The 19,197-nt window shown below is 48.8% G+C and carries 10 protein-coding genes; 8 read left to right on the plus strand and 2 right to left on the minus strand.

The features are described from left to right. The first annotated feature begins 12 nt into the window (after nt 1–12). The 8 genes from ACXIT9_RS00705 to ACXIT9_RS00740 all read left to right on the plus strand — a co-directional run bounded on the left by ACXIT9_RS00705 (nt 13) and on the right by ACXIT9_RS00740 (nt 14,320). Complete coding sequence (locus ACXIT9_RS00705) at nt 13–1,434, plus strand: transglycosylase SLT domain-containing protein (protein ID WP_458054329.1); 1,422 nt, start codon at nt 13–15, stop codon at nt 1,432–1,434. Nucleotides 1,435–1,496: 62 nt separating this feature from the next. Next, a complete protein-coding gene (locus ACXIT9_RS00710; RefSeq protein ID WP_458054330.1) occupies nt 1,497–2,612 on the plus strand; it encodes a DUF4837 family protein in 1,116 nt (371 codons plus the stop codon). Between the two features lie 76 nt (nt 2,613–2,688). Next, nucleotides 2,689–4,965, plus strand: coding sequence for an NADP-dependent malic enzyme (locus ACXIT9_RS00715; protein ID WP_458054331.1), 2,277 nt, complete (start codon nt 2,689–2,691; stop codon nt 4,963–4,965). Then, nucleotides 4,962–5,561: a Holliday junction branch migration protein RuvA gene (gene ruvA / locus ACXIT9_RS00720; RefSeq protein ID WP_458054332.1), complete on the plus strand. Its 600-nt coding sequence runs from the start codon at nt 4,962–4,964 to the stop codon at nt 5,559–5,561. Before ACXIT9_RS00715 ends, ruvA begins: the two co-directional genes overlap by 4 nt. Nucleotides 5,562–5,582: 21 nt before the next feature. Next, the gene (sov, locus tag ACXIT9_RS00725) at nt 5,583–12,758 is read left to right on the plus strand and encodes a T9SS outer membrane translocon Sov/SprA (protein WP_458054333.1); all 7,176 of its coding nucleotides are present in this window, start codon (nt 5,583–5,585) and stop codon (nt 12,756–12,758) included. A 52-nt stretch (nt 12,759–12,810) separates the two neighbouring features. Continuing rightward, nucleotides 12,811–13,185 (plus strand): glycine cleavage system protein GcvH, encoded by a 375-nt coding sequence (gene gcvH, locus ACXIT9_RS00730; protein ID WP_458054334.1) that lies wholly within the window; start codon nt 12,811–12,813, stop codon nt 13,183–13,185. Between the two features lie 2 nt (nt 13,186–13,187). Further along, nucleotides 13,188–13,574, plus strand: a complete 387-nt coding sequence (locus tag ACXIT9_RS00735; protein ID WP_458054335.1) for a VanZ family protein — start codon at nt 13,188–13,190, stop codon at nt 13,572–13,574. Between the two features lie 71 nt (nt 13,575–13,645). Further along, nucleotides 13,646–14,320 (plus strand): energy transducer TonB, encoded by a 675-nt coding sequence (locus tag ACXIT9_RS00740; protein WP_009053505.1) that lies wholly within the window; start codon nt 13,646–13,648, stop codon nt 14,318–14,320. A gap of 156 nt (nt 14,321–14,476) precedes the next feature. Here the strand turns inward: ACXIT9_RS00740 and ACXIT9_RS00745 are convergent, their stop codons facing one another. After that, nucleotides 14,477–15,358, minus strand: coding sequence for a YicC/YloC family endoribonuclease (locus ACXIT9_RS00745; RefSeq protein ID WP_458054336.1), 882 nt, complete (start codon nt 15,356–15,358; stop codon nt 14,477–14,479). Nucleotides 15,359–15,369: 11 nt separating this feature from the next. Next, nucleotides 15,370–19,179, minus strand: coding sequence for a biopolymer transporter Tol (locus ACXIT9_RS00750; RefSeq protein ID WP_458054337.1), 3,810 nt, complete (start codon nt 19,177–19,179; stop codon nt 15,370–15,372). Between the last annotated feature and the right edge of the window lie 18 nt (nt 19,180–19,197).

Here is a 19,197-nt window from a genome sequence, read left to right on the forward strand (position 1 = left end):
CCCCTCTTGCCCATGAAGTGGACAGCGTATACCTACATGTTGTTGATCGTTAGTGTAGCCAGCATCCTGGTAAAACCGCACACCAGTCAGGGGCAAGAGTTATTTTTATTCGAACAAGGCCTGCAGGAAACACTGATTGAGCCTGACTACAGCGTAGATTTTATTCCAGATTTCACCTTTGATGAAGTGGCCGAACGTATTCGAGCCATGGAAACGGACATGCCCTTTACCTTAAATGACAGGGTATACAGCTTTATAGACTACTTCGCCGTACGAAATAGAGACTATGTGCGCATGATTCTGGAGCGCGAGGTGCAGTACTTCCCGCTTTTTGATGAAATATTACGCCAGCACGACATGCCAGAAGACATCAAATACCTGGCCATTATCGAATCGGCATTAAATCCAGCTGCTCGCTCTCGAGTAGGTGCCATGGGACTCTGGCAGTTTATGCCCGCCACGGGCAGAATGTACCAGCTAAACATCTCCATGGATGCAGATGATCGAAGAGACCCCTTGGCAGCGACAGAAGCAGCAGCCAAGTACCTCAAGTCGCTCTATCGCATGTTCGACGACTGGGAAGTGGCGCTAGCTGCCTACAACTGCGGGCCTGGAAATGTGCGTAAGGCCATCCGCCGTTCCGGGGGAAAAAAAGGCTTTTGGGAAATCTATCCCTATCTGCCACGAGAAACGCGTGGATATGTACCGCAGTTCCAAGCGATGATGTATGTCATGCGCCACAAGGAGCTGCATGGTTTAGTGCCAGATCAACCCGCTTACCCTATCGCGCTGACGAAAATTAAGCCCGGTATGGCGGTTGACTTCGAGCAACTAGCGGCAGTAACTGGTGTTAAAGCGGAGGATATCATGCAATTCAATCCTGCCTACCCTAATGGATTCTTGCCAGAGTCCCATCAGCATAAAGGGATACAACTTCCGGCTGCCGCCGTGGCTGAGTCGCAAGATTGGGCAGCCTTAACCGAAACCCTTCAGCCCGATAATGAGCGGATAATGGCGCTACGGGCTACCTACAATCCGAATGTCCGCCTGGTAGCAGGTGGAGGTCCCGCCTATGAAGTCAAGTATCGTGTGCAGGCTGGAGATGTTTTAGGTAAAATCGCCCAGCGTCACGGCACCACTGTGGCCAATATCAAGATGTGGAATAATCTCCAATCGAATACTATCCGCGTAGGGCAGCAGCTCACCCTTTATACCGCTGCACCGACTGCCGCTAGCTCGGGGGGTGCTTTAGTGGCACAGTCTACCGTTAGCATCACCGAAAAAGGAGGGAAGAAGTTGTATACCGTTCAACCGGGAGATTCTCTTTGGCTTATTTCGAAAAAGGTGGAAGGACTCAGTGTCGAACAGATTAAAAAATTAAATAATCTTCAAAATAACCAAATAAAGCCGGGACAGCAGTTGATTATTGGCTAAAAGTCTTTTTATAGCTATAAAATTACGGTATCTTTAATGGCTTTAAGCTAAACAAGAAGATTATGAAAAACATCACCTCACCTTTCTCCCTGACTTTCTTTCTGTTTTTTGTTGGCCTACTTTTCTACTCCTGCGCTGGAGATCAAGAAAGTAAGGAGGGTTCTATCTTCGATAACAAGCCAAAAGCCCGCGGTCAAATCGGTGAAATTATTCTAGCCATAGACAGTGCGAAATGGGCGGGTCCCGTAGGAGATCAGTTGAAAAAAATCTTCCAAGAAGAAGTCCCAGGCCTTATTCGTCCGGAGCCCATGTTTTCGGTAAAGCGGGTGGAACCGAAGTCCATGACTCGTATTTTACGAATGGCGACGAACTTGGTCTTTGTAACCACTTTCGACGATAAAAAACCCGGGAGCCAATCGATAAACGCGCAGTTCGCACAGAATTTAAAAGATAAGGCGGCAGAAGATCGTGACTTTCATATGTATCGGGCGAATGATGAGTTCGCTAAAGGCCAGGAAGTGATCTATTTCTTCGGAAATAATGAAGAGGAGCTTGTGAAGAATTTGGAAAACAATCGGGCGCGTATCCAAAATATCTTTCGCCTTCGTGAAAAAGAGCGTTTAGAGAAGTTGATTCTAAACCGAAAAAGTGGTGATGCCCGTGCGGGAGGAGAGTCTTTAGGGCTGAACATCAACCTACCGGCCTCATATCAGGTGGCGAAAGCCGAGTCTGACTTCCTTTGGCTGCGCCAGCCTACGCCCAACACGAATCGTGCAGATATCAGTCTGTTTTATCATGTCCAGAATTATGTTTCTGAAGAGCAGCTGAAGCCGGAAAACATTATGCGCATGCGGAACAGCATCACCCGTCAGCACATTTATGGAGACCCTTCAAACAGAGATTCCTTTTTAACATTAGAATACGAGTATCCTGAGCCCGCTTTCTTTTACACCCAAGTCGATGGCAACTATGCGATCGAGATGCGAGGAGGATGGAAGACGAACACCAACAGTATGGGAGGTTCTATGCTCGGCATCGCCTTCGTAGACCAAAAGGAGAACAAGCTATACTACATGGAAGGCTTCGTGTACTACCCGAATGAAAAGCACCGTGAGGCCATTCGTGAAATAGAAACCCTACTGACGGGGACGACATTGCTGCGGGAAGCAGCAGAGTAAGCTGTAGAAACTCGATAGAGGCGCTTTAACCACACGGCCGCATCAGACCTATTAAAACAATCAATAGTTTACCTATATGGCTATTAAAATCAGAAAAGAAGACGCCTTAAATTACCACACCCAAGGTAGCCCGGGGAAGATCGAAGTGATCCCCTCTAAGCCCTTATCTTCCCAGTTAGACCTGGCCCTCGCCTATTCACCCGGCGTGGCAGAGCCCTGTAAGGAAATCGCCGCGGATAAGGAAAATGTTTACAAATACACGGCAAAAGGCAATTTAGTCGCCGTTATCTCGAATGGTACGGCTGTTTTAGGCCTCGGAGATATCGGCCCTGAGGCTTCCAAGCCCGTGATGGAAGGTAAAGGAGTCTTGTTTAAGAAATTTGCAGGTATCGATGTCTTCGATATCGAGATAGATGAAAAAGACCCAGAAAAACTCATTCAGATTATTCGTTCGCTGGAGCCGACCTTCGGTGGTGTGAACTTAGAAGACATTAAAGCGCCTGAGTGCTTTCTTATCGAAGAGCGCCTCAAGCGTGAGATGCATATTCCGGTGATGCACGATGATCAGCATGGCACGGCGATCATCTCAGGTGCAGCCCTTCTGAATGCCTTAGAAGTGGTAGGAAAAAAAATCGAGGACATTAAGTTGGTCGTAAGCGGCGCAGGGGCTTCTGCGGTTTCGTGTACACGCTTTTACATCAGCCTCGGTGTTCGCCCGGAAAACATCGTGATGTGCGATCGGGAAGGTCCCATCACGGTAGACCGCCCGAATGTGGATGAGATCCGTGCGGTATTTGCTACCACACGTGACATCAAAAATTTGGCAGATGCCCTGGTGGGTGCCGATGTGTTTTTAGGCTTATCGGCTGGAAATATCGTGAGTGCCGAGATGATTCAGAGCATGGCCGAAAACCCAATCGTCTTTGCGCTAGCGAACCCTGATCCGGAGATCGCCTACGAGACCGCCATTTCCTCGCGCCCCGATGTGATCATGGCGACGGGAAGGAGCGATCACCCGAACCAGGTGAATAATGTTTTAGGATTCCCTTACATATTCCGCGGCGCACTGGATGTGCGTGCCACGGCGATAAACGAGGAAATGAAGCTGGCAGCGGCACATGCGATAGCCAAACTGGCCAAGGCTCCCGTTCCTGAAATCGTAAACCGTGCCTATGGTAGCTCCAAAATGGTTTTCGGACCACAGTACCTCATCCCCAAACCTTTAGACCCACGCCTGATCACCACGATCGCACCTGCAGTAGCGAAGGCGGCCATCGCCTCAGGTGTGGCTAAAATCGAGATCAAAGACTGGGACAAGTATGAGTTAGAACTACAGGAGCGCATCGGCATCGACCAGAAGTTGATGTCGCGCGTAATCACCAAAGCCAAGCGTAATCCGAAGCGAATCGTTTTCGCGGAAGCAGATAATGTAAATATTCTTAAGGCAGCACAGCAGGTGCGGGATCAAAAAATCGCTACGCCGATTCTGTTAGGAAATAAGGAGCGCATCCTACATCTTATCGCCGAGCATCAGCTGGACCTACTGGACGAGGCCATCATCGATCCCTTTATGGAGGATGCTAAGCGGGAGGCCTATGGCCATGTTTTGTTCGAAAAGCGTCACCGCAAAGGGCTTACCTTGCAGGACAGCATCCGCCTGATGCGCGACCGGAATTACTTCGGAGCTGTTATGGTGGAGCTAGGTGAGGCCGATGGATTTATCTCCGGATTAACGAAGGACTACCCGAAAACGATCATCCCTTCCCTACAGATTATTGGCCCGCGCGAGGGAGTTAAGAAGGTTTCTGGGATGTACATCGTCAATACCGATCGTGGTCCTTACTTCTTTGCGGACACCACGGTGAATGTGGATCCGACGAAGGAAGAGCTCCTGGAAATCATCGAAATCGCCGCCCAGGGTGTACGCTTTTTCGATTTGGAGCCGAAAATTGCCGTGCTTTCCTATAGTAATTTTGGCTCCGCCAAAGGTGCTATTCCAGAGAAAACAGCTTGGGCCACAGCTGCTGCGAAAGCCAAATACCCCGACCTTATCATCGAAGGTGAGATGCAGGCTAACGTGGCCCTAAACGAAAAACTTCAAAAAGAACTGTACGGATTCAGTAAGTTGATCGATAATAAACCGAATACCCTCATCTTCCCGGATCTGGCCAGTGGAAATATTGCGTATAAACTACTAGCAGAGATGGGACATGCCGAGGCGGTAGGCCCCGTGCTACTCGGCATGAAGAAGCCCGTGCATATTCTGCAGCTGGGAAGCTCCATTCGGGATATTGTCAATATGGTGGCCATCGCCGTGGTGGATGCACAATTTAATGAAGAACATAATTTATGATCGCCTATTTAGCCGGTACGTTTAAGCAGCTGGATCCTACCCATGTCTGGATCGATGTCCAGGGGGTAGGCTACGAAGTAAAAATCTCGCTGCAGACATACAGTGAAATTAAAGGTAAGGAGCAGGGTATGCTCCTTACCTATTTACATATAAAAGAAGATGCCCATACGCTCTATGGGTTTACCCATGCGGAAGAAAAAAACCTTTTTTTACAGCTCATCAGCATCTCCGGAGTAGGACCCAATACGGGCCTGATGATTCTATCTTCCCTAAAGACACAGGAGATTATCGAGGCTATTTTGTATGGAGACCATAAAACTATCCAACAAGTAAAAGGAATCGGACTAAAAACAGCACAGCGTATCGTTTTAGAGCTGAAAGATAAGGTGAACAAGGCAGCCGGAAACGAGCTCCAAAGCAGCCTACAACAGGCACCTGACAGTAGCAATAAAACCAAGGAGGAAGCGTTACAAGCACTGATGACTTTAGGTTTTGCGAAAGCGGTGGCTGAAAAAAATATCCTTGCTGTACTGAAAAAAAGCGGGCCAAATATTTCGCTAGAAGATTTAATTAAAGCATCTTTGAAGATTAATTAGCGTCTCATTTCACCCAGTTTAATGGCTTGTAATCTGCACTTTTTTACGACTACGAAAGCCAATTGCACGCTCTATTTATGGGTGCTGCCCCTTTTGCTTCTCTGTGCACTCCCTTTCCGAAGCGGTGCACAAGTGGTAGCACCCGAAACTGTAAGCGGCCTATCACAAACCGCCGCTAAGGACACCCTGCCTTCGAAATTAGATAGCTTAGACCTTCGACGCAAGCTGCCCTCCTTTCTCATTTGGCCCGACCGCCAAACACAGCCGCTATACCCGCAGCAAAGCCTCCCGCGTAATCGCGTCTACTCCCCTTTCGATCTCGTGCCACCGAGTAGCACCGATATCCAAGTGGAAATCGATACCGCCCTCCGCTACCGGGTGCGCCAGCCGATCGACAGCACGGATGTGCTTCCCGGTCAAATTTATGATTTCGAAGAGTTTTCTAAGATTCAAGAGTACCGCGTCCGACAGGAATATTGGCGCAGCCGCTCCCGTGGTCTGGATGGAGAATCTGCCGTTAGCGGTAGAGGGATCATACCTCCGCTAACGGTAAGCCCAGGCCTGGACCGCATCTTCGGCGGCTCTGACTTTAACATTACCCCTACAGGCTATGTCGACCTAGATCTGGGGGCCATCTTCCGCCGCACTGATAACCCCGCTATCCCGATCCGGCAGCAGCAAAACGGAAATTTCAACTTCAACCAGCAGATTCAGATGAGCGTAAACGGAACGCTGGGGGAGAAGATGCGGCTGGGCGCCAATTTTGACTCAAACAACTCTTTTGACTTTCAAAACCAGCTCAAATTAGAATACGTCGGTTACGAGGAAGATATCATCAAATCGATCGAAATCGGTAATGTGAGCATGCCCATCCAGAATAGCTTGATCCCGGGAGCTCAAAACCTCTTTGGCGTACGCACACAGCTGCAGTTTGGGAAATTATTCGTTACCGGTGTGGCCTCCACCCAGCGGGGACGCCGCGATGAGCTCATCATCGAAGGCGGATCGCAGGGGCGCCCCTTCGAAATACAAGGGCATAATTACGATGAAAACCGGCACTTCTTCCTCGGTCACTTCTTTCGGGAAAATTATGAGCGCTGGCTGCGAGGAATCCCTCAAATCCTATCCGGAGTGAACATCACCCGCGTGGAAGTGTATGTCATGAACCGAAGCAATACCACCGAAACACTCCGGAACTTCTCCGCATTTATGGATCTAGGCGAGGGACGGCGCCTGCTTAACCCCGAAAATAGTGCTATCGGAAGCCCTAACCCCAGCTCTCCTACTGCCAATGAGGCGAATGGACTCTTCCGAAACTTGGTAAACAATCCAGCCTTTAGAGCCTTTGATACAGGTGCACGCGCCATTGAAGCGGAATTCAACCTAACCCGAGGGGCTGACTTCGAGCAGATCAACAGTGCCCGCCGATTAAATGATAATGAGTTCGTCTTCCACCGGGAGCTCGGTTATATTTCCCTCATCCGAAAGCTGCAAAACGACGAGGTGCTCGCTGTTTCTTTCGAATATACCTTTAATGGACAGACCTTCCGTGTAGGGGAACTCTCCGAGGACTACCAAAACCGCCCCGAATCTGAGGTGATCTTCTTGAAAATGTTGCGCCCCGCACGAATCAATACCCGCGTGCCCACCTGGGACCTGATGATGAAAAATATCTACAATCTAAACGCGAATCAAATTCAACGTGAAGGTTTTCAGCTACAAATCATCTACCGCGACGATAGAACGGGGCAGGATAACGTCAGCTTGCTGGAAGGCGAAAACGTTCGGAACCGACCCCTTATCCGCTTACTAGGTTTAGATCGGCTAAACCCCCAAAATGACCCCGCGCCAGATGGTAATTTTGACTTTGTGCCAGGCATTACTATCTTCCCTGAGCGCGGCATGATCGCGTTCCCGGTACTAGAACCCTTCGGCAGCACCTTGCGCGAGCAGTTTCTTCCGAACGAAGCGCAGCTCGTCGACCGCTTTGTCTTCGACACCCTTTATCGCACCACCCGGGCGAATGCGGAACTGGTCACACGGCTTAACAAGTTCTTTATTCGCGGGCGCCTTACGGCAGGCTCCGCCTCGGAAATCATGCTTCCCGGGCTAAACATCTCTCCCGGATCGGTCATCGTGCAGGCAGGAAATATCCCCCTCACCGAAGGGGTGGATTTTACCGTAGATTACAACCTAGGGCGTGTCAGCATCATAAATGAAGGTATCCTTCAATCTGGAAAACGCATCAGCATCAGTTTCGAAAAGGCCGATCTGGTCTCCTTTCAGACGCGAAGCCTTCTTGGCACCCGCTTGGATTACCTCGTGAACGAAAATCTAAACATCGGGGGTACTTTTATGTACTTAAACGAGCGTCCGAACATCACCCGCATCGCCACTGGGAATGAAACGCTCCGGAACAGCATGTGGGGACTGGATGTAAATTACGACGACGAATCCCGCTGGCTCACCAAACTGGCCGATGCACTACCTTTTACAAATACGAAAGAAAAATCTTTTCTTCAGTTTAGCGGGGAGTTCGCTCAGCTCATTCCCGGCACCTCGAACCGAGTAGCCGGAGAAGCCGCTTCCTACATAGACGATTTCGAAACCGCCATTACACCTTTTAATCTTGGTGGCGCTGCCGCGCAAAATTGGAGCTTAGCGGCTACGCCTGTCACGCCAAGCAATGCCTTCGACGAAAGTCAAACCACAGGAGAAGAGCTAGGGCGTGCTTACCGCCGCGCTCGTGTCGCTTGGTATAACATCGATAATATCTTCTATCGAGAGACAGGCCCTGGGGTGCCTCCAAACATTACGCGCGAAGACCGTCGCAACCACTACGTACGTCGCGTGCTGCCGCAAGAAATTTTCCCGAATCGGGATCGCGATGTGATTATCGTGCCGGAGCCTCTTTTCGAAATGGCCTACTTTCCGAGTGAGCGGGGGATGTACAATTACAATCCGCGCTTAACACCAGAAGGACTACTTCCGAATCCGCGCCAAAACTACGGAGGGGTCACCCGAGCGATAACTACTGAAGTGGATTTCGATCGAAATAACGTGGAATTCATCGAATTCTGGTTGTTAGACCCCTTTATTGAGGGGGAAAATGGACGGGTGATCGATGGGCGCTTTAACGAAAACAACCGCACCGGTGGTATTCTTCGCTTTAACTTGGGCGATGTCTCCGAAGACATCATCCCAGACGGTCGCCATGGCTTCGAAAATGGACTTCCTGCGGATGGGGATGCCTCACGGGCAGGCACGACACCTTGGGGCAGAATCACACGAGAGCAGTTTTTACTTCCTGCTTTCGATAACAGCCCAGAAAGCCGTCGAAATCAGGATGTGGGGTTGGATGGACTGCGTAACGAAGAAGAAGCAGACTTCTTCCGCAGCACCTTTATTAACCGCCTCAGCGTCTCGCAAAACGCCCTGCAAGAAGTTCTGCGCGATCCGAGTAACGATAATTTCCGCTACTACCTGGATGAAGAATACGATCAGCGGGACGCCAAAATATTAGAGCGTTACAAAAAATTTAATGGCATGGAGGGAAACACGCCGATTACGGCGAATAACAACTTGCCCTTCACTCCTTCCAGCTCCAACTTCCCCGATAATGAAGATCTGAATAACGATAACACGATTAATGAGTTAGAGAGCTACTACGAATACGAGATCGATCTGCGCCCTGGCAACTTGGAGGTAGGAAGAAATTACATCGTGGACCAGCAAACCGCCAATGTCGCCGGAGAAGAAGTCAACTGGTACCTATTCCGCATCCCTGTGCGTACTCCCGATCGAACGATTGGTGATATTACTGGCTTTAACTCCATCCGTTTTATGCGGACCTATATGACCGATTTCGAGCAGCCGGTGGTCCTGCGGATGGCCAACTTCCGCCTAGTCGGTAGTCAGTGGCGGGTCTTTCAGGAATCACTTTTTGAGCGCGGCTTCTTCCAGGTTCCCGAACCCGATGTGTCGAATTTGACCGTAGGTGTCGTAAATATCGAAGAAAACAGTCAGGGTGGTCCGGACAGAAGTCCCTATGTCCTTCCCCCGGGCATCGTTCGGGATCGGGACAATCTCGCCACTGTAGAGCGCCAGTTAAATGAGCAGTCGCTCTCCCTTTGCGTCAGCGAACTAGAACCTCGGGACGCGCGTGCTGTCTTTAAAAACACTCCACAGCTGGATCTCGTGCAGTTCGAACGGATTCGCATGTTCTTCCATGCCGACAGTGATGATGCCGAAGACGGAGAGGTGACCGCTTTTTTACGCATGGGAACGGACTACACCGATAACTACTACGAAATCGAGGTTCCATTAACGATAACCCGTAGGGGCACACGAGACCCACGCCAAATATGGCCTGAGGAGAACGAAATAAACCTGGCCATTCAGGAAATCGTGGGGGTAAAAGTGGAACGTGACCGTAGGAGCCATCCGATGAACCTGCCTTTCACACAGGACATCGCACAGTACAAAGTCACCGTAGTGGGAAGACCTGAGCTCTCCATGATTCAGGGGATGATGATAGGGATTCGAAACCCCGGTCGTACCGGCACAGCTTCGCGCAGTGTGTGTGTGTGGGCGAATGAGCTGCGTGTGACAGGCTTTACAGAATCCTCCGGCTGGGCGGCGAATGCGATCTTAAACGCGCAGATAGCAGATATCGCCACTATTTCCGCCTCGGTTCGCCATAGTACGATCGGCTTCGGAGGGTTGGAAACTCGCCTATCACAGCGCGCCCGAGAGGCGGCTACGCAGTTTGATATTTCTGCTAATGTGGCCGTAGATCGCCTGCTCCCTGAAGGTCTAAATGTGAGTGTCCCCATGTACTTTAGTATAGAAAATGCTTTTGTGACACCGGAATTTGACCCTCTGAATCCAGACGTACCCTTTGAGCTGGCGCTCTCCACCTTCGAAACGCAGGAGGAACGAGACTTCTATCGCAGTCAGGTGATCGATAGAAGCAGACGGAGGAACATCGGCTTTACGAATGTTCGAAAGCTGAAAAACCCTGAAAACACAAGGAATAGGCCCTATGACCTAAGTAATTTTGCCGTTTCGTATGCCTTCGGTTCAGTAAACCAAAGTAATATCCATACAGAAAGCTTCGTTTTCGAAAGTTATGTCGGAAACCTAGCCTATGCCTACTCGCCGGACCCCGCCATCGTGGAGCCATTTAAAAGCTGGTCCTTCTTAGACGGGAAGTATGGCAAAGCCATTCAGGATGTCAACTTCAACTTTAGCCCTAGCTCAGTGGTGGCACGCTTAGATGTCGACCGCAGGTTTATGCGCACACAGTTCCGAAATGATCAGTTGACGACAGATGGAGTAGACCCTCTCTTCCAAAAAAGCTTTTTTATCAACCGAACCTACGGCGTCAACTGGGACCTTACCCGAAGTCTTCGTGTGGACTTTAACAGTCGCGTCATGGCGATAGTAGATGAACCTGAGGGCGATCTGGATACAGAGGCAGCGCGCGATTCGGTGCTGGTGAATCTGAGAAACTTCGGCCGTACGACGAATTACAACCATCAGATAAATGTCAATTATAAAGTCCCACTCAACAAGATCCCCGCGCTGGACTGGATCAGTATGGATACCCGCTACGGAGCGAATTTCAACTGGCAAACGGGAGCCATCGGGCAGCGAGACACCCTGGGTAACGTGATCAACAATACCCGTGATCGCTCCGTAAATGGAAAGTTGGACTTCGTTAAACTGTACAATAAAAATAAAAAATACAAGGCCCTAAATGCGCCACGAAGACCGAGCATTCCGGGTCGAGGACAGAAAAGCGCAGAGGACACCATCGGAACCCCTTTTACCCGACGCTTAGTGCGTTTTGCGACGATGTTAAAAGACATCAACTTCCGCTATGCGATCGTGGAGGGCACCTTTTTGCCCGGTTACATGGCCGAAACAGGCTTGCTGGGACTGGATCGAAGCTTTTTAAACCCGGGCCTTGGCTTTATCATCGGGGCACAGGATCCCGGTATTCGGAATGACCTGGCAAACCGAGGCCTAATCGCGCCGAGTCCGGAGCTCACGCAGGCCTTCCGCCAAAATCAGGCGGTAAACATTCAGGTAAATGGCCTCTTAGAGCCTTTTAAAGATTTCCGCGTCACACTGGAAGCACGAAAACGCGAAACAGGGGAGTTCAGCGAGATATTCCGAAATTCGATGGATAGTCCTGGTGATTTTGTAAGCCTAAGCCCGAATCGAATCGGCGCTTACAGTATCTCCTTCAGCATGCTGCGGACGACTTTCGTCCGAGATAATGCCGGTGGAAGTGACAGCCGACTGTTTGAACGCTTTGTCAGCTATCGCGAAATTATTCAAAGCCGCCTGAATACAGAAAATCCGGGAGGGGAATTTGCCCTTAACGGGCAAACGGTCCTCGGTCTATCCTTCCTAGCTGCCTATTCCGGAAGGGACCCGAACACGATCGCGCTAAACCCTTTTCCAAATATTCCCATCCCGAACTTCCGCGTAGACTATGCTGGACTGTCGAAGCTACCTGTGTTCTCGGATATTTTCTCCAGTATCAACATCACACATGCTTACAATTCGTTCTATGAGGTAAGTAATTTCTCTAATTCCCTACTCTATCAGGATGGCTTAGAGTTGTTTAACCGCATTCAAAACATCCCAGGAGCCACACTTACGAATGAATTTGGAGAGTTTATCCCCGTGTTTGTGCTGAACCAAGTGATTTTGGCAGAGCGATTTGCACCCCTTATCGGGATAAATCTTTTGACAAAGGATCGCTTAAATATCGGCTTAGAGTACAATACAGAGCGCAACTTAGGCCTTAACTTTTCGAATGCGCAGATCACCGAGCAGCGCAGTAGAGATTTCGGATTTGATCTCGGCTACACGAAGGCGGGAGTGAAGATTCCATTTAAAATTCAAGGGAGACAAGAAGTACTCAATAATGATTTGACAGTACGGCTGACCACGCGTATCGTAGACACGAACCAGCTGCAGCGCAGAATCGGCGAGGCGAGTACGGTTACGAATGGGAATATCAACATTCAGTTACGGCCTACAGTGAGCTATGTGGTGAATCAAAATCTAAATTTGACCCTTTATTTCGATCGGACGATTAATGAGCCGCGTGTCACGACAGCCTTCCGTAGGAGCGCTACTGCCTTCGGGGGACAGCTGCGATTTAATTTAGCCCAATAGGTTTCCATATTGGCCGAAAGCTTGTATTTTTGATCTCTATAAAAGAAACGCTATGAACTTCCCAAAGGAACTAAAGTACACAAAAGACCACGAGTGGGTCCGAATCGAAGGTGATGTCGCTACTGTAGGCATCACGGAATTTGCGCAGCGTGAGCTCGGCGACATTGTTTATGTAGAGGTAGAAACAGTAGGCGAAACCATCGAAGCAGGTGAGGTTTTCGGCACTGTGGAAGCAGTAAAGACGGTGTCTGATCTGTTTATGCCTGTAAGCGGTGAAATTTTAGAGTTTAATGAAAACCTAGAGAGTACTCCCGAGTCTGTAAACGATTCCCCGTATGAAGACGGTTGGATGATTCGCATTAAAATCACAGGTGGCACAGAAGAGCTTTTGGATGCTGATGCCTACACTGAACTCATCGGCGAATAAAAATGAAAAAAAGATTTTTCCCGGTATTAGTACTGCTGGTGGGGATTTCCATCGCATTGCTAATGCCGGGAGAAGCCATCCCCTCAGAAGGACCTGAACTTCCTTACGTCGATAAAATCGCACATTTCACGCTATTTTTTCTACTTGGATACAGCCTAGGGTTCGCCAGTGTAAGCGAAAAAGACCAGCAAAAAGCATTAAGAAAGAGATATTTATTCACGATTTATTTGCTTTTTGGGGTAATATATGCGATATTTATAGAGTATTTGCAGCAATTGGTGCCCAATCGGAGTTTTGAATACGCTGACATCTTCGCGAATCTTTCAGGTAGTGCCGTCGGTGTAAGTATATTTTACTTCGTATATAAGCGAAACCGAAAATTTGCGTAAGTGAATTAATTTGGTTAAGATTGTTGAATCAAAACGGTAATTAAACCATCAACCTTAATAGTTAATCACACATGGAAGCTAAAAAGACGCCAGGAGCTGATTTAACCAAGAAAACAGGCATGTTCCTGAATATTGGTTTGGCAGTATCTGTTGCTCTCGTCCTTGGTGCTTTTGAGTACAAGTTTTACGATGACTTGGGCCTAAAAGACTTAGGGACTCTTACAGATGACTTCGAGGACCTCCTCGATATTCCGATCACGGATCAGCCACCCCCACCACCACCCCCGATGGAGCAGCCGATCATTCAAGAAATTCCAGATGAAATCGAAATCGAAGATGAGATCGAGGTGAATTTTGATGTGGATATTCAGGAAGAGACCGTTATCCAAGAAGTGGTGATTTCAGAAGCACCTCCTGTAGAGAAAGCAGATGAGATTTTCGACGTGGTGGAGTCCCCGCCAATGCCTCCAGGTGGAATGGAAGGTTGGATGAAGTACTTGAACTCCAACTTAAAATACCCGACCCAAGCGCGAAGAATGGGTATCGAGGGGACAGTTTATGTGGTGTTCGTCGTTAACACAGATGGCTCGATCCAAGATGTTGAACTTCTTCGAGGTATAGGTGGAGGTTGTGATGAAGAAGCCGTTCGCGTAGTTTCTAACGCACCGAAATGGGAGCCTGGTAAGCAGCGTGGTCGCCCAGTACGGGTACGTATGCGCCTTCCGATCAAATTTAAACTAGGATAAAAATACCTATAGAGAAAAAGGAACACATTTTCATGTGTTCCTTTTTTTTTGTCATTTTCGATTCTCCATTTCCCCTTCCCTGAGTGTCAGCCTGTACCTAAACCATAAAAGGGAGCACGCCCCCTTTTATGGTTTAGGTACATCGTAGCAGAATGTCTACAGAATATTTAGGCTTTGCTCCTTAATCTTTTCTAACTCATCCTTCATCAGAATTACGTGCTTCTGCATCGCTGCATCATTTGCCTTAGAACCAATCGTATTGATTTCTCTACCGATCTCCTGACTGATAAAGCCAAGCTTCTTGCCCTGGCCATGTGACGCTAATAGTGTTTTCTCGAAGTAGTTCAAATGCGTTTCTAGGCGTACAATTTCCTCCGTGATATCTATCTTTTCAAAATAATAAATCAGCTCTTGTTCGAAGCGATTTTCATCAAATTTCATATCCCCCAGCCAGTCACTCACATTCGTCGTAATTCTGGAGCGCACCTTCTGCCTACGAATAGGCTCTTCTCGGCGTACCCCCTCTAGCTGTTCGCGGAGCACCTGCAAACTCTCCTGAAACTTCTCCATCAGAGATGCACCTTCATCCTCTCGAAAACCATTACACTGACGTAACGCCTCTTCTAGTACAGGTACTAAAAGTGCCCAATCCTGCTCCTCTGAATCAGACTTCTCCGACAAGGTATGCATTACACCGGGCGCTTGCAAAGCAAGCTTGATCAGTTCCTCGCTGTGCGCACCCACAGACAGCGCCATGGTGGAGAACTCACGATAAAAGCGCTCAAACAAGGCCTTATTTAAGATTACCGGAAGCTCGTCGGTTTGTTTTTTTACAAACTCCACCGAAAGCGATACCTTCCCACGCTCCAAATGCTGACTGACCAGCTGACGTATCTCCAACTCCTTAGCAGAAAACTGCTTGGGATATCGCATCGATAAATCTAAAAACTTAGAGTTTAAGGTCTTCACCTCTACATGCACAAAGGCCAGCTCATTTTCAAAGCTGGCCGTGCCAAATCCCGTCATGGATTTAATCATCTTTCTTCTCTTTAGAAATTATACCCTAAGGTCACATAAAGCCTTAAATTCTCAGGCTGATTGTTGCGTATCGGACGCGCTACATCCATCTTGACATAATAGTTTAATAAGACCGTACGGATACCCGCACCGTAACTCTGCAACCATGGGTTGTTGAAATTATTTAATGTTATCGTAAAAGGTGAGGCCGGTGTGCGGATCACCTCTGTATTCTGATCATTTACACGCTCCCAAGGAGCCGCCTCGTTCCATGCAGAACCGATATCATAGAACCCTACCATCTGGAAATTACGTAAGAAATTGCTCGTCAAGTTCCCACGTGACAAGAAGGAAAATATCGGTACCCGAATCTCCGATGTGAACGTAATTACATTGTTCCCTCGGATTTCATCCAAGTCATAGCCCCGAAGATCCACAAACTCCGCAAAAAGGATATTCGAATTCTCCACCCCCGTGGGATTACGCACAGGAGAAGGTTCATTGCGATTGGCCGCAGGCTGACTGAATCGATTAAATACCCAGTTGTCCATACCCCCCACCAGATAGGTCTGCGGATTATTCCCAAAGAAACTCCCCACAAACAGTCTAGAAGCAAAGGTAATGTTCTTCACCACCTTCTGGTAGTTGCGCACGTCCAGATAAAAATTAGAAAACGACCTGTCTGCTGCATTCAATCCCTGAAAGTGCGCGAAACCCGCCTTTGCCTTAAACCCTTGCTGCATGTACAAGCCTAACTGTGTGGTCTTATCCACTACAAACTCCGCACGCGCACCCGCATAATTTACCATCAAGCTATTCGCCTCTCGGTCCGTGGCACGTAATAAAGAATCTGGGTTCAAATTAAAATACTGTGTGTTCGCATAAAAGGGCGCCAAGGTCAAGCGACTATGTACATTTAATGGATAGGAAACCCCTAACTCTGCTTTGTTCAACACATAACGCTGAAACGTTTCGCCTTCTGACACTTGCAAAGCGCTACGATCGTAGCGGAAACGGAAATCCAACCTTCTTTTCAGATACTCATAGTCGAAAAACACATCTGAGCCTGAACGAAAATCTAATGCCGCCATTATCCCGCCCTTAATCCGATGATTGTCGAGTAAATCATTCATCTCGCCATTCAGCGCGATACCAAATCCACGAAGCGGATCGATAACAAAGTTCGTGCGGAAGCTAGAGGTCATAAACTGAGGCGTGATTCTGCGCGGTCCGGTAATACGCCGCTGCAAGCCTTGACGTCTGAAATTTTCTAACAGTGCATTGCGTCCCGCTAAATTTCTTCTCGGCTCCTGCTGAAAATCCTGAAGCGCCGGAATCGTGTCAAAGGTATAATTTTCATAATCGATACCTCCTCTTCCCTCAAAACGTAATCCCTGTGTGTCGATTCGTCCACTTCCTCCTGTTCGTGGAGGAACGGTGTCCGAAACATCTCCAAGCATCACTTCCGGAAGACGCTCAAAAGTAGGCGACTGCATACGTCTAAACTGATCGAGGACGCCGCCCTGCGGAGCAGGTCCCTCTCCAGCCTGCGCGGCCGCCTGGCCCGCAGCACCCTGCGTGGCTGCCCCCTGCGTGGCTGCGGCACGCGGAGTCCCTGCACGACTTGGGGCACCGATAAGTAGCTCTTCTAAATTCACCCCCGCCGGAGGACTAGTCCCTGCCCTGCGCGTGGTATCCGACTCCACTGTTTCCCGCTCTGTTCTTCTAAGTGCCTGAGCTTCTCCTTCTGCTGTCTCCTCCGTAGAAACTGCTTCCTCTGTGCTGCTTTCCACCTCCTCAGCGATTACTTCTAACACTTCCTGCACCTGTTCCTCTAGCTCCTCTTCACGCACCTCCTGCTCTGTCTGCACTTCGGCTTCCACCTGCACCTGCTCTGTTTCTTCGCGCACGCCTTCTGCTTCCGCCACCTCCCCTTCCGAGGTGCTAGAGATACGCTCTGGAAGCACGATCAATTCCGTCTCGGAAACCTCTTCCTCCTCCTGCTCACGGCTCGTCCGCCGCTGAGCACCTGACTCGGCAGCATTCATCCGCTCATTTAATTGTTTGGCTTGCGCCAATTGCATCCGCGGAGTAGAAGGCGTAAACTGGTCTGAGTTCGAATACGGCTCATATACTAAGCGGGCTTTATTACCATCCCGAACCGCATAAGCGATCCGGTTTAACTGTGAAGAATAATCGAACACCTCGATACTCTTATTTAAAGCCGAAACCTGACTACTCACAGTGGAAGCCACCGACATCCGGTTTAGGTTCGTGATCCCACTCTGGTCACTTAAATACAAGATGTTATCCGAATTTAAACGCATCGGGCGCACATTTCTGTAATTCACATTTGTCAGACGCTCGAAGGTCACCACCGAGTCCACATCCGCCTTCCAAAGGTTAAAATAGCCTGGCAACTTATTCGCATCCGGCGTACGGGTCAGCACCGAATCCGGTAAGTCCACCTGATTCGATGAGAAAATAATCGTGCTATCATTTAACCACATCGGCGTCAAGTTATCGAACACATCATTTGTTACCCTTCTTCCCTGACCACGCGCGTTTAAGGTATAAATATCCGATCTCCCCGCAGAAATGACCGACATGACGATATTTCGGCCTGAAGCATTGTAGTCCATATGCGTTATCTGCGTGATATTTCGCAAATAAATCTTGTCATTCGACGAGCCATCGATCGCACGCTGCCGAAGTGTCGTCACCCCGCCACGGAAAGTGGCGATGGCTAAATTTAAGGTATCCCGCCAAGCGATCACCGGAGAAGTCGTATTCACCGGCTGATCCTTACTCACCGAGCCCCCCGTATACAAGGTAGTCTCACGCTCAGTAGCTAGCTCCCGTACCTGCACCCGATAGCGCCCCCCGTTATTAATCACATAAGCCAAATGCTTGCTGTCCGGACTAAACTTGATATCCGTAATCGCACCAAACTGCCTGTCTGAGGTCTCCGCGATAATAGAAGTCTCCTTAACCGCCTTAAATACATCAAAAACAGGCTTATTGACACTCGTATAAAAGGTCTGCCACTGCGTCATGACATTTTTATAGTCCATCCCGATTGTGTTGGCGATGCTCGCCTCCTCATTTCGATTGATACGACTTAAGTTTAAAATCGAACTGATGTAGCGCTTGCCATAACGCTCCCCTATAAAATTCCAGATAGACTGCCCCACTAAAGCGGCCTCTTGCTCCTGCAACTTATACAGACGCACCTTTTGGCCCTCACGCTTAAAATAATGTCGAATGTAATCATCCATTTCCCGACTCCAGCCATGTGCTAAATACATCGCCGCACCATCTACATACCAATCCGGAAAACGATTCACCAAGTTGGACTGAAAAGCATCTACAATAGAAGAACCGTACAGCATTTCCTCGATGATTACCTTCGAGGTCACATAAATCAAATCCTTTTTGAAATCATCCCAATTTCCCGGAAAAGCCACCTCTCCCAACAAACGACTAAAAAACGTCTGCCCGTCGATCGTGTACTCATCCTTATTTAAATTTAAATTGCTCTGTAAAATTTCCTCCGGAGAATTGTAAATAAAAATTTTTGGCTTGGTGTAGGCGACATAACCGATGGACTGCGTCAGACGATCGAATTCAGACTCTAAAAAATCTATGGCCATACGGGCATTATTCATCCCCTGATCGTAATAGTACACCTCGAAATTATTACTGCTGTAGTAAAACCACTGCAGCTCCTTATGCTGTACCCTGTTTTTCCCGAACCGTTCTCGGTCGAAACGCTGTGCCCATCCCACCGATGCCTGGAGGATAAACACCATCGTTAGGAGTACAAAGTATGTATTTTTCATGTTGAGTTTAGCTATAGC

It is taken from the genome of Nitritalea sp. (assembly GCF_054166705.1).

What these genes read in the sequence shown, in the direction of transcription:
- ACXIT9_RS00740 (WP_009053505.1), top strand. Translation starts at nt 13,646, where the DNA reads ATGGAAGCTAAAAAGACGCCAGGAGCTGATTTAACCAAGAAAACAGGC.
- ruvA (WP_458054332.1), top strand. Translation starts at nt 4,962, where the DNA reads ATGATCGCCTATTTAGCCGGTACGTTTAAGCAGCTGGATCCTACCCAT.
- ACXIT9_RS00705 (WP_458054329.1), top strand. Translation starts at nt 13, where the DNA reads ATGAAGTGGACAGCGTATACCTACATGTTGTTGATCGTTAGTGTAGCC.
- ACXIT9_RS00710 (WP_458054330.1), top strand. Translation starts at nt 1,497, where the DNA reads ATGAAAAACATCACCTCACCTTTCTCCCTGACTTTCTTTCTGTTTTTT.
- ACXIT9_RS00745 (WP_458054336.1), bottom strand. Translation starts at nt 15,358, where the DNA reads ATGATTAAATCCATGACGGGATTTGGCACGGCCAGCTTTGAAAATGAG.
- ACXIT9_RS00750 (WP_458054337.1), bottom strand. Translation starts at nt 19,179, where the DNA reads ATGAAAAATACATACTTTGTACTCCTAACGATGGTGTTTATCCTCCAG.
- ACXIT9_RS00715 (WP_458054331.1), top strand. Translation starts at nt 2,689, where the DNA reads ATGGCTATTAAAATCAGAAAAGAAGACGCCTTAAATTACCACACCCAA.
- ACXIT9_RS00735 (WP_458054335.1), top strand. Translation starts at nt 13,188, where the DNA reads ATGAAAAAAAGATTTTTCCCGGTATTAGTACTGCTGGTGGGGATTTCC.
- gcvH (WP_458054334.1), top strand. Translation starts at nt 12,811, where the DNA reads ATGAACTTCCCAAAGGAACTAAAGTACACAAAAGACCACGAGTGGGTC.
- sov (WP_458054333.1), top strand. Translation starts at nt 5,583, where the DNA reads ATGGCTTGTAATCTGCACTTTTTTACGACTACGAAAGCCAATTGCACG.